This window comes from Pelomonas sp. Root1237, from assembly GCF_001425055.1.
Classification (GTDB): Bacteria; Pseudomonadota; Gammaproteobacteria; order Burkholderiales; family Burkholderiaceae_C; genus Pelomonas.
Genome location: NZ_LMDK01000019.1, coordinates 133,378 through 153,814, shown reverse-complemented (window position 1 = coordinate 153,814; position 20,437 = coordinate 133,378). Strand labels below are relative to the sequence as shown.

At 67.4% G+C, this 20,437-nt stretch carries 18 protein-coding genes and 1 other RNA gene; 9 read left to right on the top strand and 10 right to left on the bottom strand.

Going from position 1 to position 20,437, the window contains the following annotated elements; translation table 11 throughout:
• Position 1 precedes the first annotated feature (1 nt).
• The 3 genes from rsmH to ASC91_RS29695 all read right to left on the bottom strand — a co-directional run bounded on the left by rsmH (position 2) and on the right by ASC91_RS29695 (position 1,789).
• The gene (gene rsmH, locus ASC91_RS23510) at positions 2–958 is read right to left on the bottom strand and encodes a 16S rRNA (cytosine(1402)-N(4))-methyltransferase RsmH (protein ID WP_056203598.1); all 957 of its coding nucleotides are present in this window, start codon (positions 956–958) and stop codon (positions 2–4) included.
• Between the two features lie 11 nt (positions 959–969).
• Complete coding sequence (locus tag ASC91_RS23505) at positions 970–1,401, bottom strand: division/cell wall cluster transcriptional repressor MraZ (protein ID WP_056203596.1); 432 nt, start codon at positions 1,399–1,401, stop codon at positions 970–972.
• A gap of 145 nt (positions 1,402–1,546) precedes the next feature.
• The gene (locus ASC91_RS29695; protein ID WP_157282013.1) at positions 1,547–1,789 is read right to left on the bottom strand and encodes a hypothetical protein; all 243 of its coding nucleotides are present in this window, start codon (positions 1,787–1,789) and stop codon (positions 1,547–1,549) included.
• Positions 1,790–1,831: 42 nt separating this feature from the next.
• Between ASC91_RS29695 and ASC91_RS30820 the strand changes: the two genes are divergently transcribed.
• From ASC91_RS30820 to ASC91_RS23490, 3 genes are all read left to right on the top strand, one after another.
• Entirely contained in the window at positions 1,832–3,388 is a 1,557-nt protein-coding gene (locus ASC91_RS30820) for a methyl-accepting chemotaxis protein (protein WP_056202885.1), read from the top strand.
• A gap of 40 nt (positions 3,389–3,428) precedes the next feature.
• Positions 3,429–4,016: a chalcone isomerase family protein gene (locus ASC91_RS23495; protein WP_082532957.1), complete on the top strand. Its 588-nt coding sequence runs from the start codon at positions 3,429–3,431 to the stop codon at positions 4,014–4,016.
• A 165-nt stretch (positions 4,017–4,181) separates the two neighbouring features.
• On the top strand, positions 4,182–6,515 hold the full coding sequence (locus ASC91_RS23490) for an ATP-binding protein (protein WP_056202883.1): 2,334 nt from the start codon (positions 4,182–4,184) through the stop codon (positions 6,513–6,515).
• Positions 6,516–6,705: 190 nt separating this feature from the next.
• Here the strand turns inward: ASC91_RS23490 and ASC91_RS23485 are convergent, their stop codons facing one another.
• The 3 genes from ASC91_RS23485 to rnpB all read right to left on the bottom strand — a co-directional run bounded on the left by ASC91_RS23485 (position 6,706) and on the right by rnpB (position 9,256).
• Positions 6,706–7,620 carry a carbonic anhydrase gene (locus ASC91_RS23485; protein WP_235532075.1) on the bottom strand — a complete coding sequence of 305 codons (915 nt, stop codon included), beginning with the start codon at positions 7,618–7,620 and terminating at the stop codon, positions 6,706–6,708.
• 2 nt (positions 7,621–7,622) lie between these two features.
• On the bottom strand, positions 7,623–8,831 hold the full coding sequence (locus ASC91_RS23480) for a multidrug effflux MFS transporter (RefSeq protein WP_056202880.1): 1,209 nt from the start codon (positions 8,829–8,831) through the stop codon (positions 7,623–7,625).
• A 54-nt stretch (positions 8,832–8,885) separates the two neighbouring features.
• Positions 8,886–9,256, bottom strand: an RNA gene (rnpB, locus tag ASC91_RS24835) — RNase P RNA component class A.
• Positions 9,257–9,325: 69 nt separating this feature from the next.
• On the opposite strand from rnpB, the gene ASC91_RS23475 reads away from it, so the two are divergent.
• Together ASC91_RS23475 and cysK are read left to right on the top strand one after the other, a co-directional pair.
• Entirely contained in the window at positions 9,326–10,390 is a 1,065-nt protein-coding gene (locus ASC91_RS23475; protein WP_056202877.1) for a flavodoxin family protein, read from the top strand.
• A 39-nt stretch (positions 10,391–10,429) separates the two neighbouring features.
• A complete protein-coding gene (cysK, locus tag ASC91_RS23470) occupies positions 10,430–11,347 on the top strand; it encodes a cysteine synthase A (RefSeq protein ID WP_056202874.1) in 918 nt (305 codons plus the stop codon).
• 10 nt (positions 11,348–11,357) lie between these two features.
• On the opposite strand, the gene ASC91_RS23465 is transcribed toward cysK, so the two are convergent.
• The 4 genes from ASC91_RS23465 to pyrC form a co-directional block, all read right to left on the bottom strand.
• A complete protein-coding gene (locus tag ASC91_RS23465) occupies positions 11,358–12,353 on the bottom strand; it encodes an FHA domain-containing protein (RefSeq protein WP_056202872.1) in 996 nt (331 codons plus the stop codon).
• On the bottom strand, positions 12,353–13,726 hold the full coding sequence (locus tag ASC91_RS23460; RefSeq protein WP_235532074.1) for a serine protease: 1,374 nt from the start codon (positions 13,724–13,726) through the stop codon (positions 12,353–12,355). Before ASC91_RS23460 ends, ASC91_RS23465 begins: the two co-directional genes overlap by 1 nt.
• 88 nt (positions 13,727–13,814) lie before the next feature.
• On the bottom strand, positions 13,815–14,654 hold the full coding sequence (locus ASC91_RS23455; RefSeq protein ID WP_056202870.1) for an NYN domain-containing protein: 840 nt from the start codon (positions 14,652–14,654) through the stop codon (positions 13,815–13,817).
• Positions 14,651–15,694, bottom strand: a complete 1,044-nt coding sequence (gene pyrC, locus ASC91_RS23450) for a dihydroorotase (RefSeq protein ID WP_056202867.1) — start codon at positions 15,692–15,694, stop codon at positions 14,651–14,653. The genes ASC91_RS23455 and pyrC overlap by 4 nt, the downstream gene beginning before the upstream one ends.
• A gap of 78 nt (positions 15,695–15,772) precedes the next feature.
• Here pyrC and ASC91_RS23445 point away from each other — a divergent pair, with 78 nt between their 5' ends.
• Genes ASC91_RS23445 through ASC91_RS23430 form a run of 4 tightly spaced genes read left to right on the top strand, consistent with a single transcriptional unit; the run spans position 15,773 to position 20,410 of the window.
• The gene (locus ASC91_RS23445; protein WP_056202864.1) at positions 15,773–16,897 is read left to right on the top strand and encodes a hypothetical protein; all 1,125 of its coding nucleotides are present in this window, start codon (positions 15,773–15,775) and stop codon (positions 16,895–16,897) included.
• Positions 16,897–18,555, top strand: a complete 1,659-nt coding sequence (locus ASC91_RS23440) for a substrate-binding domain-containing protein (protein WP_056202861.1) — start codon at positions 16,897–16,899, stop codon at positions 18,553–18,555. Before ASC91_RS23445 ends, ASC91_RS23440 begins: the two co-directional genes overlap by 1 nt.
• The gene (locus tag ASC91_RS23435) at positions 18,552–19,205 is read left to right on the top strand and encodes a hypothetical protein (RefSeq protein ID WP_056202858.1); all 654 of its coding nucleotides are present in this window, start codon (positions 18,552–18,554) and stop codon (positions 19,203–19,205) included. Before ASC91_RS23440 ends, ASC91_RS23435 begins: the two co-directional genes overlap by 4 nt.
• Positions 19,202–20,410 carry a toxic anion resistance protein gene (locus tag ASC91_RS23430; RefSeq protein ID WP_235532073.1) on the top strand — a complete coding sequence of 403 codons (1,209 nt, stop codon included), beginning with the start codon at positions 19,202–19,204 and terminating at the stop codon, positions 20,408–20,410. Before ASC91_RS23435 ends, ASC91_RS23430 begins: the two co-directional genes overlap by 4 nt.
• The last annotated feature ends 27 nt before the right edge of the window (positions 20,411–20,437 follow it).

The following is a 20,437-nucleotide window of genomic DNA, read 5'->3' as shown; positions in this document are numbered from 1 at the left end:
GTCAGCGCCTGGAGGTGACGGGCGGCAGCGGCGCGTCGGTGCGCTCCGCCACACGCAACACGGCGGAGCGTGAGCGCGGATTGGCAGCCACCTCGGCATCACTGGGCTTGATGCGGCCCAGCGCATTCAGGATCAGCGGCGCGGCTTCGGCGAAAGGCGCGCGGCGGTCGAACACGGCCTTGCTGCGCTCGGCGATGAAGGTCTTGACGCGCCGGTCTTCCAGCGAATGGAAACTGATGACGGAGAGTCGGCCGCCGGCGCGAAGCAGGCGCAAAGCGGCGTTCAGGCCCTGCTCAAGCTCCTCAAGCTCGCCATTGACATGAATCCGAAGGGCTTGAAAGGTGCGGGTCGCCGGGTCTTGGCCGGGCTCGCGGGTCTTGACCGTGCGAGCCACGAGTTCGCGCAGCTCGTCGGTGCGCGTGAGCGGCGTGCCGGCTTCCCGGCAAGCAACAACCGCCTTTGCAATCTGTGAAGCAAACCGTTCTTCGCCATAGTCTCGAATCACTCGTGCAATGTCGCGCTCGTCGCCACGGGCCAGGAAGTCCGCCGCGCTCTGGCCGCGCGTCGTGTCCATGCGCATGTCCAGCGGGCCGTTGAAGCGAAAGCTGAAGCCGCGCTCCGGGTTGTCGATCTGAGGGCTGGACACACCCAGGTCCAGCAGCACACCATCCACCTGATGAACACCCAGAGCAGCCAGTTGTTCGGCCATGTCGGCAAAGGCGCTGTGGACGATGGAGAAGCGCGGGTCGGTGATGGCCGCCGCGGCGGCAATCGCCTCGGGGTCGCGGTCGATGGCGATGAGGCGGCCCTCGGGCGCCAGCTTGCTCAGCAGCAGGCGCGAATGGCCGCCGCGGCCAAAGGTGCCGTCCACGTAGACGCCGTCGGGCCGCGCGAGCACGCCGTCGACCGCCTCATTCAGCAGCACGGTGGTGTGGCTGAACTGGGCGCTCTCGTTCATTTCGGCGCCCATCAGAAGCTGAAGTCCTTGAGCGCGTCGGGCAGCGGACCGGCCATCACCTCGGCCTCGTGGGCGGCATGGGCTTCGGCATCCCAGAGCTCGAAGTGGCTGCCCATGCCCAGCAGCATCACGTCGTTCTTCAGCCCGGCGCTCTTGCGCAGCTCGGGCGAGACCAGCACGCGCGACGCCGAATCGATGTCGACGTCCATCGCGTTACCGAGGAAAACACGCTTCCAGCCCGAAGCCGACATCGGCAGGGCGGCGACCTTGTCGCGGAACAGCTCCCAGGTCGGGCGCGGAAACAGCATCAGGCAGCCATCGGGGTGCTTGGTGACGGTCAGGCGCCCCTGGCAGATCAGCTGCAGCACCTCCCGGTGTCGGCTGGGCACACTCAGGCGGCCCTTGGCATCTAAGGCCAAGTTGGAGGCACCCTGAAAGACGATTTCCGACACTTTTCACCACGAAACGACACTTCCTCCCACTTTAAGGGCCAGACCCCACCCGGTCAAGGTTCGGCACAAGTTTTTTCAATGAAATCAAGCACTTAGCAAGCGCTGTTAATTTATACAGCGCCAGTAAAAAATCTTGTTAATAAATAAGGACTTGCCTGGATATTGAGAAGTGCTGCTTGAAGTGATGGGCGTTTGCGATGTGGCGTTTGCCCCAAGGTTGAATCGCCCGCCCCAGGGCCACCGTCGCAAGCCATGTCTGACAGGGTTTTGCCGCACAAATCACGGCAAGCCTCGCCGGCTGGCCGCTCAGAATGCACTCGCCCCGGGTGATTTCTGCTGAAATTTCATGCTGTTTCAGCCCCTTCAGCCAAGAACTCAAACCGGGGGCTCCTACCAAATATCAAAACCGAGGCAGCCCCCAATGAATTTCTTGTCCCATATGCGCATCGGACAGCGCCTCGCGGCGGGCTTTGCCGTCGTGATCGCCTGCCTGATAACCATGGCCGGCCTGGGCTATTTCGGCATTCAGACCCTGAACGGCGAGATCAGCCAGTTACTGAGCACCGACTACAAGGCCGTGGCCCTGGCCAACAAGGCCAAGGGCGAATTGGGCGACGCCGTGCGCGGCATGATGACGACGCTCATCATGAGCGGCGAAGAACAGATCAAGAAGGAGCTGGACACGGTTGCCGCCCAGATGGCCGCGCATGAAAAGACCATGGCCGAGCTGGAGCCACTGCTGACCGACGAGGCCAGCCAGGAGCAGCTCAAGGCGGTCAAGGAAGCCCGCGCCAAGTTCCTGCCGGCCCAGGCGTCGTTCGTGAAGACAGTGGCGTCCGGCGATACCGAAGGGGCGCCGCTGAAGTTCCAGTTCTCGGTGCGCGCGGCCCAGATCAAGTACATGACCGCGCTGGAGAAGCTGGTCGAGGCTCGCAACGCCGGCATGGATGCGGCCGGCGAGAAGTCCAACCGCGTGGCCAACAAGACAGCCCTGCTGCTGCTCGGCCTGGCCGTGGCCGCCATCGCCGCCAGCGTGCTGACCGGTGTGTTGATCACGCGTGGCATCGTCAACCCGCTGCGCGGCGCGGTCGCTGTGGCACGCAAGGTGGCGTCGGGCAACCTGACCAGCGAGATCGAGGTGCGCAGCCGCGACGAGACCGGCGAGCTGCTGCAGGCCCTGCATGACATGAACGAGAGCCTCAAGGGCATCGTCGGCCGCGTGCGCGAGGGCACCGAGTCCATCGCCTCGGCGTCCAGCGAGATCGCCAGCGGCAATATGGACCTGTCGGTGCGCACCGAGGCCCAGGCCGCATCGCTGGAGCAGACACTGTCGGCCATGAAGACGCTGACCGACGCGGTGCAGCAGAACGCGCAGAACGCCCAACAGGCCAATCAGTTGGCCAAGGCCGCCTCGCAGGTCGCCGGCGAAGGCGGCGCCGTGGTGGCCAAGGTCGTGACGACCATGGGCAGCATCGACGCATCAAGCAAGAAGATCGTCGACATCATCAGCGTCATCGACGGCATCGCCTTTCAGACCAACATCCTGGCCCTGAACGCCGCCGTGGAGGCCGCGCGGGCCGGCGAGCAGGGCCGCGGTTTTGCCGTCGTGGCTGGCGAGGTGCGGTCTCTCGCTGGCCGCAGTGCCGACGCGGCCAAGGAGATCAAGCGCCTCATCAGCGATTCGGTCGAGAAGGTGGCCCAGGGCAGCCAGCTCGTCGCCCAGGCGGGCAACACCATGCAGGGCGTGGTGGCGAGCGTGCAACGCATGACCGACATCATGGGCGAGATCACCCATGCCAGCGCCGAGCAGAGTTCCGGCATCGAGCGCGTCACGCATACCATCCATGACATGGACAAGAGCACGCAGCAGAACGCCGCACTGGTGGAAGAAGCCGCCGCTGCTGCCGACTCGCTGCGCGATCAGGCCCATGGCCTCGAGGAGGTCGTCAGCCTCTTCAAGCTCGAGGCGGCACGCTGAAGGCGCGATCATCCCCATCCTCAAAAGATCAGGAGACTGCATGAAGACGAACAACGCCAGCCGATGGATTGCCGGCTTGGGCCTCGCCCTCGGCCTGGGCGGCGCGGCGCAAGCCATCGAAGTGGCCGGCCTCAAGTTCGACGACACCGTCAAGGTCGCCGGCAAGGACTTGAAGGTCAACGGCGCCGGTGTGCGCGTGCGCATCGTGGTCAAGGTCTATGCCCTGGTGCTTTACCTGCCCGAGAAGAAGGACACGACGGCCGGCGTGCTGGACACCCAAGGCCCGCGCCGCTTCAGTCTCGGCCTGCTGCGCGAGGTGACCGGTGACGACCTGGGCCAGGCCTTCATGGCTGGCATCACGGCCAACACCGACAAGGCCGAGCGCTCCAAGTTCGTCAACCAGCTGGCCCAATTCGGCGAGGCCTTCGTCAACATCCCGCAGGGCAAGAAGGGTGACGTCATCACCGTGGACTGGATCCCGGACACCGGCACCGTCATGGCCCTGAACGGCAAGCCCATCGGCGAACCGATGAAGGACGTCAACTTCTACAACGCCATCCTGAAGATCTGGCTGGGCGACAAGCCCGTCGACTCTTCGCTCAAGCCCGCCCTGCTGGGCAAGGGCTGACGCTCGTGCACCACGAAACGCGCCACGTCGCCACGCGTCGTGGCGCGTTTTGCTTTGGACTCGCCAATCTCATGGCAGCATGAGCGCCGCCCGGCCGCCCGAAGGCGCTCAGCTCCCGCTTGGCGGGACAGCGCACCGCGCCAAGGGTGCACCAATGAGTTCATCTTGAGCCGCAAGCCTTCGTCCTCGCTCTTTGCCGCCCTGGCCCTGGGCGCCAGCATCGGCCTGCTGCTGCCGGCCCTCATCGTCGGCGGCCTCTTCATCGGCCTGCGCGAATCCAAGGTCGCCGAGCAGGCGCTGCAGCGCGACCTGGACGCCAAGCTCGACGTGCTGGCCAGCAGCTTGCCCGAGCTGCTGTGGAACCTGGACGCCGTGGCCGCACGCGAGGTCGTCTCGGCCATCGTCAAGTCGCCCGAGGTCGTGCGCGTCAGCGTCAGCGACGCGTCCCAGGGCCTGCCCTTTATCGAGAACCACCTGCCCGAGCGGCGCCTGGGCCAGACGCTGACCGGCGAGCGCGACATCCTGCGCGGCGCGACACGCATCGGCCACATCCAGATCGAGATCGACGACCACCTCAGCACGACGGCCGTGCTGCGCCAGCGCTGGCTCTATGGCGCGACCGTCGGCGGCCAGCTGCTGGCCTCGCTGGCCCTGGTGCTGTGGCTGTTGAACTCGCGCCTGTTCCGCCCGCTGCGCGAGCTGGGCGACTTCGCCAACGACCTCGCCGAGGGCCGCTTCAATGCCAAGCTGGAGCACACCCGCCAGGACGAGATCGGCCTGCTCGGCGGCCACCTCGAGCACATGCGCGACGCACTGCAGCAGCAGTTCGACGCCCAGCGCAATCTCATCGAGCGCCTGCGCGGCATGGCCGAGACGGTGCCCGGCGTCGTCTATCAGCTGCGTCTGGCCGTCAACGGCGAGTTCTCGTTCGCCTATGTCAGCGAGGCGGTGCGCGAATACTTCCTGCTCGGCAGCGCCGAGCTGAGCCGCAGCGCGACGCCCTGGTTCGAGCGCATCCACCCCGACGACCGCGCCGCCGTGCGCGAGAGCCTACTGGGCTCGGCGCGCAACCTCAGCCCCTGGCAGCAGGAGTTCCGCACGCCGCAGGCGGACGGCAGCGAGCGCTGGATCTACGGCAATGCCATCGCCCAGCGCGAGGCCGACGGCAGCGTGTTGTGGCACGGCTTCCTGACCGACATCTCACGCCAGCGCCGCGACGCGCTGGAGCTGGAGCGCTACCGCCATCATCTCGAGGAACTCGTCGAGGCGCGCACTGCCGAGCTGGCGGAAGCTACGCAGGCCGCCCAGGCCGCGAGCCTGGCCAAGAGCGCCTTCCTGGCCAACATGAGCCACGAGATCCGCACGCCGATGAATGCCATCATCGGCCTGACTTATCTGGCCCAGAGCGACACCATCGAGCCCGAGCAGCAGCAGCGTCTGCAGAAGGTCGCCAATGCGGCCGAGCACCTGCTCAGCGTCATCAACAACGTACTGGATTTCTCCAAGATCGAGGCTGGCAAGGTGAGGCTGGAGCAGCGCGAATTCACGGTCGGCGAGGTGCTGGACAACATCGCCAACATGACGACCCAGGCCGCCGCGGCCAAGCGGCTGCGTGTCGAGACCGACGTTGCGCCGGAGCTGGGCGGCCGCGTGCTGATCGGCGACCCGCAGCGCATCTCCGAGGTGCTGCTGAACTTCGCCGGCAATGCGGTCAAGTTCACCGACAGCGGCTTCGTGCGCCTGGCCGCGCGGCTCGACGAGACCCAGCCCGGCCCGGCGCTGGCACTGCGCTTCGAGGTGCAGGACAGCGGCATCGGCATTGCGAACGATGCGCAGGCGCGGCTGTTCCGCGACTTCGAGCAGGCCGACAGTTCCACGACGCGGCGCTATGGCGGCACCGGCCTGGGCCTGGCAATCTGCCGGCGCCTGGCCCACTTGATGGGCGGCCATGTCGGCGTCGACAGCACCTTGAACCGCGGCAGCACGTTCTGGTTCACCCTGCCCGTCGAGGCCGGCAGCCAGGCGCCGGCGCCGCCGGTAGCGGCCCCACGGCCGCATTCAGCGCGCGAACGGCTTGCCGAGCTGGCGCGAGCTCAGCCACGCCGTCTGCTGCTGGCCGAGGACAACCCCGTCAACCAGGAGGTGGCCCTCGCCCTCATCGGCAGTGCCGGCCTGGCGGTGGATGTGGCTGCCGATGGGCAGCAGGCCGTCGACATGGTCAAGGCCGGTGACTACGCCCTGGTGCTGATGGACGTGCAGATGCCCGTCATGGATGGCCTGGACGCAACGCGCGCCATCCGCCGCCTGCCCCAAGGCGCCGAACTGCCCATCCTCGCCATGACGGCCAATGCCTTCGACGACGAGCGCCAGCGCTGCCTGGACGCCGGCATGGACGACCACGTCGCCAAGCCGGTCGTCGCCGAGCAGCTGTTCGCGACGCTGCACGACTGGCTGTCTGGGGTGAGACGTGTGACCCCTCGCCCAGTCGCACCCCGCTGAACGCGGCTGCACCTGGTCGGTCCCCCGAGGGGACGGCGATGCTTGCGGCATTGAGCCGCAAGCACATCGCCCAAGCGGGCCGGCTCGGTGAACTGGAGTCGGACACAAGCAGTCCCTGCGGACTGCTTGTGCCTACGGAAGGCCATGAGCCTCTGGCTCATGGCAGGCCCAGCGCTCGGCCCGAAGACCGTTACTGGGATTCTTTGATGAGCCGCCCCGAGCCGGCCTGCAGCGGCCGCGCATTCATCGGGTAGAGCTTGGCGAAGATGCCGAGCTGCTGGGCCGTCATGGTGACGGGCTGGCGCAGCACCATCCACAGCACGCCTTCGCTGCAGGGCGGCGTCGTCAGCGAACCCATGTAGGTGTAGTAGCCGCGCTCGGCGGGCAGCAACTGGTTCAGGTCGATCTGCACCTGGGCTTGCAAGGCCTCGCCCTTTTCCAGTGGCAGGTTGGCCCAGACCGTCTGGATCACCGGCTGGGGCTTGTTGTCGGGCCCGCGCTCCAGCAGCACGGCGACGACGGCGAGCTTGCCTTGCGCATCCTTGTGTACCAAGTGGGCCACCATGTCGGATTGCTTGCCGTTGACGCGCTCTTCGCTCGGGCGGTGGAAGTGGAACTGCACGAGTTCATAGCGCCGGCCCATGACGGTCAGGCCGTTGCCGGCGCCGACATTGACCTGGATGGTGTGGCCGTTGTCCTGCACCGAAAAGCTGCTGGTGCGGTAGTCGAAGCTGATCTTCTCCAACTCGACGGCGATGCCCTCGCGGATGTCGATGGGACTCTGGCGCGTGCCGACGGCGCACAGCTTGTTCTCCGGCGCCAGCTCGGCCCAGCGCTCGGGGCCAATGTCGCCGGTGTAGCCCCAATGCGTCGGCTTGGCGGCCTCGGCCTTGCCCGGCTTGACGGGTTTGGCCGCCGGCTTGGCGGTGGCCGTGCCCTCGGGCTTGGTGGACAGGCGGTCCGCCAGGCGCTGGCGCAGCACCTCCACGGGTTCCTTGGGTTCCTCTGCCTGCGCAGCCGCACAGGCGGCCAGCAGCGCGGTGATCAGCCAGCGCTTTTTCATCATGTCGGTGATTTCGGCAAGCGGCCGCCAGGCTTGAGTCACGATCAGGCCGCAACGGAGCGCCTGACGCCGTACCAGGCCACCAGGCCGACCATCATCAGCCCCGCCGACGTGAGGGCCAGCGCCACGGTCGAGTGCATGACCAGCGGCACCAGCACACCAGCCACCAGGCCATTGGCCGCCGAGCCGATGCAGGCCTGCAGCGACGAAGCCATGCCGCGGCGCTCGGGCACCTGGTCCAGCACCAGCAGCGTGACGACGGGCACCATCAGCGCCCAACCGAAGGCGAACAGGCCGACCATGGGCAGAGCCCAGAAGGGGCTCAGCGGCGCGAACAGGTTGAGCAGCACGTTGGTGATCGACACGGCCACCATGATGCGAAAGCCCCGCATGATCTGGCGCTTCGGGCCCATCTTGCCCGCCAGCCGGCCGCTGACCGCCGCGCCAGCCATGATGCCGCCGATGGAGCACAGGAAGAACCAGAAAAACTGCTGCGGCGCGAAGTGCAGGTGTTCACCCAGGAACACCGGCGTGGCCAGCACGTAGAGAAACATGCCGTTGAACGGGATGCCGCTGGCCAGCACCAGCATCATGAACTTCGGGCTGCTGCACAGCCGCCAGTACTCGCGCATCAGTGCGCCGACGTGGAAGGGCTGCACCAGGTTCGCGTGCAGCGTCTCGGGCAGCAGCCGCCAGTTGGATACCAGCAGGGCAGCGCCCACGGCGGTCAGGAACCAGAAGATGGAGTGCCAGTCGGCGTGCACGAACAGGAAGCCGCCCACCATGGGGGCGATGGCCGGTGCCACACCGAAGAAAAGTGTCACCTGCGACATCACGCGCTGGGCATCCGCCGGTGGGAACATGTCGCGGATGATGGCTCGCGACACGACGATGCCGGCGCCGGCCGACATGCCTTGCACGGTGCGCCAGAACACCAGCTGGCCGATGGAGCCCGCCATCGCGCAGCCGACGCTGGCCGCCGTGAAGACGCCCAGGCCGATCAGCACGACGGGGCGGCGGCCGAAGCAGTCCGACAGCGCGCCGTGGAAGAGGTTCATGAAGGCGAAGCCCAGCAGATAGGCGGACAGCGTCTGCTGCATCTGCACCGGGGTCGCATCCAGCGCCGCGGCAATGCCGGCAAAGGCCGGCAGATAGGTGTCGATGGAGAAGGGGCCCACCATGGCCAAACAGGCCAACAGCACGGACAGGGCCCAGCGAGGCGCACGCCAGAGGCGGCTGGCTTCGGGATTCATGCAAGGCAGTCTATCGAGCCGGGGCCGTTCAGCCGAAAGAAAGAGGCAAGAAAAGAGTGAAGCAAGCCGATAGGCCGGATTCTGTGCACCGCCCTCCCCTTGCGGTTCGGACGGCGTGACCGCCATTCCTCTGGGCCGAGCATCACTGCCCGGCTCGGTGCCACCTACCCGCCAGCTCTGCGAGCCGCATCAACGCTGGCCTACTTGGTGTTGCTGCGCGTAGAGATTGCCCGTTGCACCCGACCCCGTGAGCTGCGCTCACGGTCCCGCGGGGCGAACCCCGCACGTTTGGTCGACTCGTCTCTGTTGCTCTGATCCTCGGCTTTCGCCGGGCAGCCGTTAGCTGCTACGCCGCTCTATGCAGTCCGGACCTTCCTCCAGGGCCATGTTTCCATGCTTGCCCCAGCGGCGGTCTGGCTTGCTTCACGGGAGCGAGTATCGCAGGCGCGGGCATGTGGTTTGCCTGAGGCCACGTCCACTACCGAGATTCCGTCATGACTTCACCCGTGAGAACCGGCCAGGCGCAGATCATGGGCCGCCAGGAGTTCGGCGAGCGCTTCCGGCAACGCTTCGTCGACCCGGCCTACGGCGCCGAGCGCGACGCATTGGGTCGGCTGGAGCAGATTGCCTGGGAGGCCTTCGAGGAAGGCCGCAAGGCCCCGATCACCGTCAAGGCCGGCCCGGGCTTTGCTGATCCCGGCTACGACCTGTCGCGCGAATGGCGCGACCTGCACCTGCGGCTGAAGGAGGCTCAGGACGCCTGGGCCAGCTCATCATCGCGCGTCCTCGTCATCAACGCCTCGCCGCGCAACGACGGCAGCTGCCCGGGCGAGATGTCCAAGACCTGGCGCATGACACAGATCGCCCGCGCCGCCTGCGAGGCCGAAGGCATGGCCGTGGAAGTGCTGGACCTGAGCCGGTTGACGTCGGATTACGACCGCCACATCCACCCCTGCAAGGGCTGCGTGTCCACCGCGATGCCGCTGTGCCACTGGCCCTGCAGCTGCTACCCCAACCACGCCACCGGGCAGACCAACGACTGGATGGCCGAGATCTACGAGCATTGGGTGCGCGCCCACGGCGTGCTGCTGTTGACGCCGGTGCACTGGTACCAGGCCACCAGCCCCTTGAAGCTGATGATGGACCGCCTCGTTTGCGCCGACGGCGGCAACCCCGACCCGACCTCCACCCAGGGCAAGAAGCCCGAACTGGCGCGCGAGATGGCGCTCAAGGGCTGGGGCTACCCCAAGCACCTCGCTGGTCGCATCTACGGCCTCGTCGTGCACGGCGACGTCGCCGGCATCGACGGCACGCGCCGTGCGCTGTCGGACTGGCTGGACTGGATGGGCCTGGTCGACGCCGGATTCGGCGCGCGCTTGGACCGCTACATCGGCTACTACGAGCCCTATGCAACCAGCCATGACGCTCTGGACAAGGACACCGACGTGCAGGAAGAGGTCAAGCGTGCCGCGCGCGCGGTGGCGCTCAGCGTTGGCCTGATGCGCGACGGGCACATAAAGCATGGCGACGAAGGCCTGCCCAAGCCACGCACCAAGTGAGCTGGCACACTGCTCCGATTCGCAGAAACGGAGCCCTCGATGAAAGCCGCCAGCATCCTCGACACCATCGGCAACACGCCGCACATCCGCCTGCAGCGCCTGTTCAGCGGCGCCGAGGTGTGGGTCAAGTCCGAGCGCAGCAACCCGGGCGGCTCCATCAAGGACCGCATCGCGCTGTCGATGATCGAGGACGCCGAAGCGCAGGGCCTGCTCAAGCCCGGCGGCACCATCATCGAGCCGACCTCGGGCAACACCGGCGTCGGCCTGGCCATGGTGGCGGCGGTGAAGGGCTACAAGCTCATCCTCGTCATGCCGGACAGCATGAGCATCGAGCGCCGCCGCCTGATGCTGGCCTATGGCGCGAGCTTTGACCTGACGCCGCGCGAGAAGGGCATGAAGGGCGCCATCGCCCGCGCCCGTGAGCTGCTAGAGCAGCACCCCGGCTCCTGGATGCCGCAGCAGTTCGAGAACGCCGCCAACCCGGCCATCCACGTCAAGGCAACGGCACAGGAAATCCTGCGCGACTTCCCCGACGGCCTGGACGCGCTGATCACCGGCGTCGGCACCGGCGGCCACATCACCGGTTGCGCTCAGGTGCTCAAGGCCGCCTGGCCCCAACTCAAGGTCTACGCGGTGGAACCCAGCGCTTCACCGGTCATCAGCGGCGGCCAGCCCAGCCCGCACCCCATCCAGGGCATCGGCGCGGGCTTCATCCCGGCGGTGCTGGACACGGCGCTGCTGGACGGCGTCATCCAGGTCGAGGCCGAGGCCGCACGCGAATACGCCCGCCGCTGCGCCCGCGAGGAGGGCCTGCTTGTGGGTATCTCCAGCGGCGCCACGCTGGCCGCCATCGCGCAGAAGCTGCCCGAGCTGCCCGCGAATGCACGTGTGCTGGGCTTCAACTACGACACCGGCGAGCGCTACCTCTCGGTCGACGGCTTCCTGCCACAGACCTGAGCGCAGCGCCTCACTCGCCGGCGCCGACGTCGTCGTCGACGGCGCCCTCGTTGTCCTTGCGCGCCTGCCTGGCCAGTTCGGCCTTCAGCGGCTTCAGCGAATCGATCAGCGTCTCAGGCGGCTGCGGCGACACGAGGCGCAGCGCCGGCGGCGGCAGGCTGGCCAGGTAGGGCGGGCCGAAGACGTATTGCTGTTCCTGGCGGCTGCCCACCTGCAGGCCCAGGAAGAGCAGCAGCAGGGCCGCAATGCCGCCGTTCAGGATGCGCCGCGCGCCCGGCCAGACCAGGCCGGCATGCCAGGCAACCAACGCCGCAGCGGCCACCGGCGTGGCCAGCGACTCCACCACCATCAGGCGCGGCCACGAGAAGGCATAGGCCACTGCCGGCAGCAGCCACTCCAGCACCTGCAGCGTGACGATGACAACCAGGGCACGGCGCAGATGCGTCGTGAACGGGAAGCGATGATGAAAGAGCTGGCTGGCCAGCGACCACAGCCCGGCCCAGCCGAGTACGAAGGCCAGCGGCCCGAGCAACGGCGAGGCGTAGTCGATCCAGCGTGCGTCCGGGTCGACGGCGCTCCAGCGGTCCAGCCACTGGAAGAACACCAGAGACAGCAGCAGCAGCGGCAGCAGAGCCCAGTGGCGCACCGGATGGATCACCATCAAATGCTCGGGCGCCAGCGCGTCGGCGCTGGTGCGCAGGCGCAGCGAGCAGCTCGCGAGTTGGAAGGCGCCGCCTTCGGGCAGCGTGGCCTCCTCGCCCGCGGCCAGGCGCTTGCCGGCGACGCTGCCGCCATTGCGGCTGTCCAGCAGCCTGAGACTGACACCACCGCCGGGGGCGAGTTGCAGCTCGGCATGTTCCGCGGCGAGGTGGCCGTCGTCCAGCACGATGTCGCAGGCCGGCGAGCGGCCGATGCGCACCGGCCAGTGCGTCACGCGCTGCACCAGGGTCGCGCGGCCGTCGCGGCCCAGCAGTTCGACGACTGCGGCGTCAGGGATGGCAGGCATCACTTGGCTTTGCTGTTCGTCCACGCGAAGCCCTCCAGGTAATGCGCCGCCAGCTTGAGCGCGTTGTCGAAGCTGATGCCGCGGGCGTCGAAGCGGCCCAGCGCGCCTTCGGTGGGTGAGTCCACCGTCGTCACGAGCACGCTGAGGTCGTGCAGGCCGTCCAGCTTGCGGTAGGCGCGCAGGCAAACGACGGCTCGCAGCGGTAGTCCATCACGATCGACGAACTGCTCCTTGCAGTACGGCGCGGTGCGCGACTTGTCGGCGCTCCCCAGGCGCTCGTTGCGAAAGCTCCCCGTGTACTGGCGCGCAAAGCGCAGCGCCCCGAGCTTGCTGCCGTCATAGGCCTCATGGGACATGTCCAGCCAGCCCGTCTGCAGATTGCCGCTGACGAAGAGGGCGTGGTCCATGCGGCACTGCGAGCGTTCGAAGTCCAGGCCCTTGGTATCGGCCGAGGTGCCCCGCCCCCAGCAGCGCATGAAGTCCTGCTTGGGCACGGGCAGGCGGTAGCGGTCGTGATTGGCGCTCTCCCACGGTGCGGCCAGGAAGCGCGTGACGAGCTCGTCCTGGTAGCGCGTCAACTGGTCGCGCAGCCGGCCCCAGGCCGCCGTGCGGATGGGTTTGGCGGCGAGGCTGCGCTTGACCAGGCTCTCGGCGAACTCGCCGGGCACGAGGAAGCTGACCTGTTGGGCGAACAGCAGCGTCGACACATTGACGCCGACGACCAGGCCGTCCTCGTCCAGCACCGGGCCGCCGCTCATGCCGGGGTTGATGCCGCCGGCGTAATAGATCAGTGGGTCGAAGCTGCGCTCCACCAGGCCGTTGTAATTGCCCTCGACGACGGCGAAGGCCACGTCGTGCGGGTTGCCCATGGAATAGATGCGCTCGCCCTTGGCCAGCGGCTGGTTCTGCGGGCGGAAGGTCAGCGCGCCGCGGCCCTTGAGCCCACCGCCCTTGCCGTCGTCGACGGCACGCAGCAGCGCGAGGTCTCGGCGGGCGTCGAAGTCCAGCAGCTCCAGCGCCCCGCCCTGGCCGTCGGTCGTCGCGTAACGCAGCCGGTAGCTGTCGGGCTCCAGCGCGAACTGGCTGATGACGTGGTAGTTCGTGACGACATGGCCGTCGTCGCTGACGAGGAAGCCCGAGCCGACCGAGGCCTGGCTGTCCTGGGTCTTGAGCAGCGTGCGGATCTGCAGCAGCTGGCCCTTGCTGCGCTCATACAGGCGCCGGGCGCTGGCGGACACGGTGGGGGGCTGCGCCTGTGGCTGCTGCGGGTTGGGCGCGGTAGCGGGCGCGGGCGGCGGCGATTGCGCAGCAGCGGCATGGGCCAGGCCGGCGAACGCCGCACCCAGCAGGGACTTCAGACAGGACTTCAGCAAGCAGGACCTCCGGTGGAGGCCGCCGATGCTAGCCGCTTTGCGCACGACAGCCGCTCGTCACCGCGCAAGGCCCGTGAAGCATTCCGAATCATCCGTGGCCGAAGCGGACCTGGTTGGGCTGCTTGGCCGGCTGCAGCTGGAAGGCCTGCGGGTGCTTGCGGAACAGCTTGGTCGACGCTGCCGTCTTGGGCAGCAGGCCGGCCTCTTTCAGCGCCTTGGCCGCCACGCCGAGGTCATGCCATTGGCCGTCGGCCAGCCTGGGCAGCAGGGCCAGGATGGCATTGATCTCCCGGGCGGCGGCAACGTTGGCGTCAACCGGGGCGGGTGCCGCGGCCGGCTTGGGTGCAGGCACCGGCGCAGCCTTCGGCGCAGGTGCAGGTGCCGGCGTTGGCTTCGCAGCCGGCGCAGGGGCCGGGGCCGCGGCCGCGGCCTTGGCCGGCGCGGCTCTCTTCGCGGCTGGCCGGGGAGACGCAGTCTTCCTCGCCGGCTGGCGCTTGGCCGAAGGCTTGCCGCTGTCATGGGCCAGCTCGTTGAACTGGTCGTAGATGGCGATGACGCCGTCGCCCGTCTTGCCGTGCTGGCCGAAGCCGCGCAGCCAGGCGCCCTTCTCGCGCAGGCGCAGCACCAGCGGTGCAAAGTCGCTGTCCGACGACACCAGCACGATGACGTCGGGCTTCTCGGTGATGGCCAGTTCCATCGCGTCGACGGCCATGGCAATGTCGGTCGAGTTCTTGCCAATGGCGAGATTGACGATGGCGCGCAGGCCCAGGCGCTTCAGGAAGGACTGGTGGGTCTGCGCCTGCTCGGCGTTGCAGTAGGCGCGGCGGATGTGGACGGCTTCATAGTCCTTGAAGGCCATCTGCAGGGCCTGCTCGATGACGTCGGTGGCGACGTTGTCGAAGTCGACGAGAAAAGCAACTTTCTTCATGCGATGAGTTTCCAGTTCAGGGTTTCGCCGCCGCGCAGGGGCTTCAACTGCGCTTCACCGAAGGGCACGGCGCTGGGCAGGGTCCAGGGCTCGCGCTTCAGGGTGACGGTGCCGGTGTTGCGCGGCAGTCCATAGAAGTCGGGGCCATGGTGGCCGGCAAATCCATCGAGCTTGTCGAGCGCACCAATGCCTTCGAAGGCCTCGGCATACAGCTCCAGCGCCGAGATGGCCGTGAAGCAGCCGGCGCCGCAGACCGAGTTTTCCTTCAGCTGCGCCGCGTGAGGGGCGCTGTCGGTGCCGAGGAAGAACTTCGGCAGGCCCGAGGCTACAGCCTTCAGCAGGGCCTGGCGGTGCTCCTCGCGCTTCAGCACGGGCAGGCAGTAGTAGTGCGGGCGCAGGCCGCCGGTGAAGATGGCGTTGCGGTTGTAGAGCAGATGCTGGGGCGTGATGGTGGCGGCCGTGAAGCGGTCGCTCTCTAGCACGTACTGGGCCGCTTCCTTGGTCGTGATGTGCTCGAAGACGACCTTCAGCTCGGGCATGGCCGCGCGCAACGGCTTCATGACGCGCTCGACGAACACCGCCTCGCGGTCGAAGACGTCGATGTCGCCGTCCGTCACCTCGCCGTGCACCAGGAAGAGCAGGCCCTCGCGCTGCATGGCTTCCAGCGTCCTGTAGGTTTTGCGCAGGTCTGTCACGCCGGCGTCGCTGTTGGTCGTGGCACCGGCCGGATAGAGCTTGAGGGCGACGACGCCGGCGTCCTTGGCGCGCTTGATCTCGTCCGGCGGCGTGTTGTCCGTCAGGTACATCGTCATCAGCGGCTGGAAGTCCAGGCCCTCAGGCAACGCGGCCAGGATGCGCTCGCGGTAGGCCACCGCCTGGGCGGCCGTCGTGACCGGCGGGCGCAGATTCGGCATGACGATGGCGCGGGCGAACTGGCGCGCCGTGTAGGGCAGCACGCTGGCGAGCGCCGCATCGTCGCGCAGATGCAAGTGCCAGTCGTCAGGCCGGGTGAGGGTGAGCTGTATGGGAGCTTGGGTCATAAAACCGGATTGTCGCCGCCGCACCCCGCCCGGTGCAGGCACACTGCGCATCTCATTGAAAGGAGCTTGCACCCCCTCATGAACACCCCAAAACGACTGGCCGGCACCCTGGTCCTGTTGGCGCTGTTTGGCGGCGCCCTGTTTTTTGCATTGCGCGCCAATGACGAAACCAAGCAGATCGCGCAGGAGCAGTCGGCCGTCGCGAGCGCCGAGCCGCTCAAGGGTCTGATCGCCGTCGACGTGGAGGCGTTCTTCAAGGACGAGAGGGTGAGCAAGCTGCTGGCTGGCGCCAAGCTGCCGGTGCAGGTGGCCCGCGTGGGCAGCCGCGACATGGCGGCGAAGATCGGCGCGGCCGACCAGCCCGACTTCTTCATCGCCAGCGGCGTCGTCGCCGCCAACATGATTGCCGACGCCGCGCGCAAGGCCGGCAAGACCGCGACGCAGACCTCGCCCTTCCACACGCCGCTGGTCGTGGCGTCCTGGGAGCCGGTCGCCAAGATCCTGGCCGCCAACGGCATGGCCAAGACGATGGCGCCCAAGGTCTACAGCCTGGACATGGAGAAGTTGACGCAGGCCATGCTGGCCAAGCAGCGCTGGCGTGACCTGAAAGCCAGTGGCGACTACGCGGTGTCGCGCAGCGTGCTGGTGAGCACGACCGACATCCGCCGCAGCAACTCGGCCGCCATGTATCTGGCGCTGACTTCGGCGGCGCTGAACGGTGACGTGGTGGCCGACCGCACGGCAGCGCAGAAGTACGCGGCCCAGCTCGCCGAGCTGTTCAAGCGCCAGGGCTTCCAGGAGAACTACGTCAACGGCGCCTTCGACGACTACCTGTCCATCGGCATGGGCAAGACGCCGATGACCTTCATCTACGAGGCGCAGATGGTGGCCCAGGCCCAGAAAGGCGGCGTACGGCCCGAGATGGTGCTGATGTACCCGCAGCCCACCATCGTCAACAAATGGGTGCTGGTGGCGCTGAACGAGCGCGGCAAGCGGCTGGCCGAACTGCTGGCCACGAACAAGACGCTGCAGGCCGTGGCGCTGGAGCAGGGCTTCCGCACCGGCGACACGGCTGCCTTTGCCGAGGCTGCCAAGACCGCCGGCCTGGCCGTGGACGTGAAGCTGAACCAGGTCATCGACCCGCCAGGGTTCGATCTGATGTTTGAAATGATCGACATCGTCAGCCGGGAGATGAACCAGTGATGCGCCGTGCCCTACTGCTGTTGAGCTTCACGCTGCTGGCCGCCTGCGGCAAGGCGCCCGATCCTGCGCCCGCCCCGCAGGCTGCGCCGCAACCCTCCGCCAGCTCCACGCTGCAGGTCCTGGCTACCAGCGACCTCAAGGACATCGAGCCGCTGGCCGCGCAGATCAAGTCGGCCACCGGCGTGGACGTGCAGTTCCGCTTCGGCGGCACGATGGAAAGCACCCAGGAGGTGCTCAGCGGCGACAGCGCCGGCAAGCCCAAGCCCGACGTGGCCTGGTTCGCCAATGCCAAATACCTGCTCAGCGATGCGGCCGGCCAGGGCAAGGTCAAGCTGCAGGAAAAGATCATGCTGTCGCCCATGGCGGTAGGCGTCAGCAAGAGCGATGCGGCGAAGAACGGCTGGGACAAGCCCGACGCCAAGCTGACCTGGGCCGACATCACCCGTGCCGCCAAGCAAGGCAAGCTGCAGTACGCGCTGTCCAACCCGGCCACCAGCAACCAGGGCTTCATGGCCCTGCTGGGCGTGGTGGCCGCGGCCGGCGGCAAGGGCGAGGCGCTCTCCGCCGCCGATGTGGACCGTGGCGCGATTGCCGACTTCCTGAAGGGCTACAAGATCGTCGGTGACAACTCGACCTACCTGGCCGAGCAGTTCATCAAGCAGCAGGGCACTCGGGCCAACGCCTTCATCAACTACGAGAGCTGGCTGCTGAGCCTGAACGCCAGCGGCAAGCTGCGCGAGCCCCTGCACCTGATCTATCCGTACGAAGGTGTGGCCACGGCCGACTACCCGTTCATGCTGCTCAACGAGGCGCGCCGGGCCGACTACCTGAAGGTCGTCGAATACCTGAAGGGCGACACCGCCCAGCTGTGGCTGGCACGCCAGACGCTGCGCCGCCCGATGCGGGCCGAAGTGGCCGCCCAGGTCGCCGACATCCTGCCGGCGCGCGGCTTCCAGGTCGAGCTGCCCTTCTCGCCCGACCGCCAACTGGCCGACGGCCTCATCGACGCCTATCTCAACGAATTCCGCAAACCCATCGCCAGCACCTTCGTGCTGGACACCAGCGGCAGCATGCAGGGCAAGCGCCGCGAGCAGCTCGTCGAGGCCATCCACTACCTGGCCGGCGCCGACGCATCGCTGACCGGCCGCGTCGCCAAGCTGACCAACCGCGAGCGGCTGTGGTTCCTGCCCTTCAGCGACCGGCCACGCGAGCCGGTGGCCTTCGAGATCCCGGCCGGCAGCAAGGTGGCCAAGGGCGTGCTGCCGCAGGCCGACACCGAGGCCAAGCGCAATGAGCTCAAGCGTGTGCGCGACGCCGCCGACGAACTGAAGATGGCCGGCGGCACGGCCCTGTACGACGCGGTACTGGCCGGCCTGCAGCAGATGTTGGAGGAGCGCAAGCGCAACCCCGACTACCAGTACTCGGTCGTCGCCTTCACCGACGGCAAGAGCAATATGGGCCGCCGCCTGGAAGACTTCAAACGCGCCTACGAGCAGCTGCCCGAGGACGTGCGCGGCATCCCCGTCTTCATGGTGCTGTTCGGCGAGGCTGATGCGGGCGACCTGAAGGCGCTGGTGGAGATCACCGGCGGCAGGGTCTTCGATGCACGCAAGACGCCGCTGTATGCGGTGTTCAAGGACATCCGGGCGTATCAATGAGCGGGCTTCTCAGATGGCTGAACGCGCCAGCCAACTGGTGCGGCCTGCTGGCAGCGACCGCCGTGCTGGTGCTGAAGGGCCTGGGCTTTCTCGGCGGCTGGGGTTTGGGTGTCGCGGCGCTCGGCTATGCCGTCGGCCTGGTCGGCGGCGCGCTGTGGTGGGGCTGGCCCAGCACGCGCGAGGACGCCTGGGAAGCGCTGAACTTCGAGGACGAGGGCGACGCCCGCGAGGCCATGGGCCGGGCGCTGGCCGGTGTGCGCGGCCTGACGGAACACAACCCGGGCGGGCGCATTCCGGCGCCGCTGGCCCAGCGCATCAAGCAGCTCTGCCAGCGCCTCGAAGGCCTGCTCGACCAGTGGGAGCGCAGCAAGGGCCAGCTCAGCCTGCAGGAAACCTTCCACGCCCGCCACATCGCCATCAGCTATCTGCCGCAGGCGCTGAACACCTATCTCAGCATCCCGGCGCAGTTCGCCACCACCAAGCTGCTGGCCAATGGCAAGACGGCGCAGACCACCTTCGAGGGCGTGCTGGCCGAGCTGGAGACCAAGGTCGAGCAGCTCGGCGACGATCTCGCCTCGCAGGACGCCCAGGCCTTCCTGCGCCACAGTGAATTCCTGAACCAGAAGTTCGGCAGCAAGGACATCGCATGAACACCACGACCACGACAACCGCCGCTCCCACGTTCACGCTGACCCCGCCCGAGGTCATCACGCCGGTGCAACCGGCCGCCGCCGTCGAGGCCGTGCCGCTGAAGGCCGAGGTCAGCAGCCAGGTGGATGCGCAGGTGCAGCGCTTCATCGAGGCGCTGGAGAAGGAAGACCTGCACAGCGAGCCCTTCAAGGCCAAGCTTGACAGCGCCTTCCAGCTCGGCCGCCAGGAGATCAGCCTGGCCGCCGGGCTGATGCAGGGCAGCCTGATGCAGCGCAACTTCGTCGGTGCGACCGACACGCCGGCCTACAAGGCCATCGCGGCCATCCGCGGCCAGCTCGACGAGCTCAACCCCGGCAAGGACGGCGACCTGCTGCAGCCGCGCAAGCTGCTCGGAATCATCCCCTTCGGCAACAAGCTGGAGGCCTATTTCCGCCGCTTCCAGTCCGCCAGCTCGCAGCTGCAGACGGCCATGACCCAGCTCTACGCGGCCAAGGACGACATCCAGAAGGACGTCATCGACGTCGAGGCCACGCGCAGCAAGCTCTGGGAGGCGATGCAGAAGCTCGCCGCCGCCGCGCGCTTTGCTCGTGTGCTGGACGAACGCCTGGCCACGCGCGTGCAGGAGCTGCAGCCAACCGACCCGATGAAGGCCAAGGCACTCGAACAGGAAGTGCTGTTCTACGCCCGCCAGAACCTGGCCGACATCCAGACCCAGCAGGCCGTCTGCGTGAACGGCTACCTGGCCCTGGACGTGCTGAAGAAGACCGGCCGCGAAATGATGATTGGCTGCGATCGCGTCGCGACGACGGGCATGAGTGCCCTGGCCGTGGCCCAGACCGTGGCGCGCGCCACCGGCAACCAGATCGAGGTCATGCAGATGCTGCAGGGCGTCAACAAGACCATCGGCGACCTCATCAACCAGACCGGCACGGCGCTGAACCAGCATGTGGACGCGACGGCCGAGTTCTCGGCCAACCCCATGCTGGGCATCCAGCAGATCCAGTCCATGTTCGACCAGACCTTCCAGGCCATGGACGCGATGGACAACTTCCGCAGCAAGGCCATCGAGACCATGGGCACCAACAACAAGCTCATCCAGGAGCAGTTGCAGCGCTCCGAGGGCTATCTGGACCGCGTGCGCCAGCAGCAGGCCAAGGCGGCAGTGTCGGGCGCGGCGGCCATCGACGGGCCGGTCAAGCTATAGGGAAGCGCTGAACAAGTCCTCACGCGC

Bases quoted from the DNA above. Each gene is read 5' to 3' on its own strand.
- pyrC (WP_056202867.1), bottom strand. From the start codon at position 15,694: ATGACCCAAGCTCCCATACAGCTCACCCTCACCCGGCCTGACGACTGG.
- ASC91_RS23435 (WP_056202858.1), top strand. From the start codon at position 18,552: ATGAGCGGGCTTCTCAGATGGCTGAACGCGCCAGCCAACTGGTGCGGC.
- ASC91_RS23480 (WP_056202880.1), bottom strand. From the start codon at position 8,831: ATGAATCCCGAAGCCAGCCGCCTCTGGCGTGCGCCTCGCTGGGCCCTG.
- ASC91_RS23475 (WP_056202877.1), top strand. From the start codon at position 9,326: ATGACTTCACCCGTGAGAACCGGCCAGGCGCAGATCATGGGCCGCCAG.
- ASC91_RS23440 (WP_056202861.1), top strand. From the start codon at position 16,897: ATGCGCCGTGCCCTACTGCTGTTGAGCTTCACGCTGCTGGCCGCCTGC.
- ASC91_RS23430 (WP_235532073.1), top strand. From the start codon at position 19,202: ATGAACACCACGACCACGACAACCGCCGCTCCCACGTTCACGCTGACC.
- ASC91_RS23495 (WP_082532957.1), top strand. From the start codon at position 3,429: ATGAAGACGAACAACGCCAGCCGATGGATTGCCGGCTTGGGCCTCGCC.
- ASC91_RS23455 (WP_056202870.1), bottom strand. From the start codon at position 14,654: ATGAAGAAAGTTGCTTTTCTCGTCGACTTCGACAACGTCGCCACCGAC.
- rsmH (WP_056203598.1), bottom strand. From the start codon at position 958: ATGAACGAGAGCGCCCAGTTCAGCCACACCACCGTGCTGCTGAATGAG.
- ASC91_RS23465 (WP_056202872.1), bottom strand. From the start codon at position 12,353: ATGCCTGCCATCCCTGACGCCGCAGTCGTCGAACTGCTGGGCCGCGAC.
- ASC91_RS23445 (WP_056202864.1), top strand. From the start codon at position 15,773: ATGAACACCCCAAAACGACTGGCCGGCACCCTGGTCCTGTTGGCGCTG.
- cysK (WP_056202874.1), top strand. From the start codon at position 10,430: ATGAAAGCCGCCAGCATCCTCGACACCATCGGCAACACGCCGCACATC.
- ASC91_RS30820 (WP_056202885.1), top strand. From the start codon at position 1,832: ATGAATTTCTTGTCCCATATGCGCATCGGACAGCGCCTCGCGGCGGGC.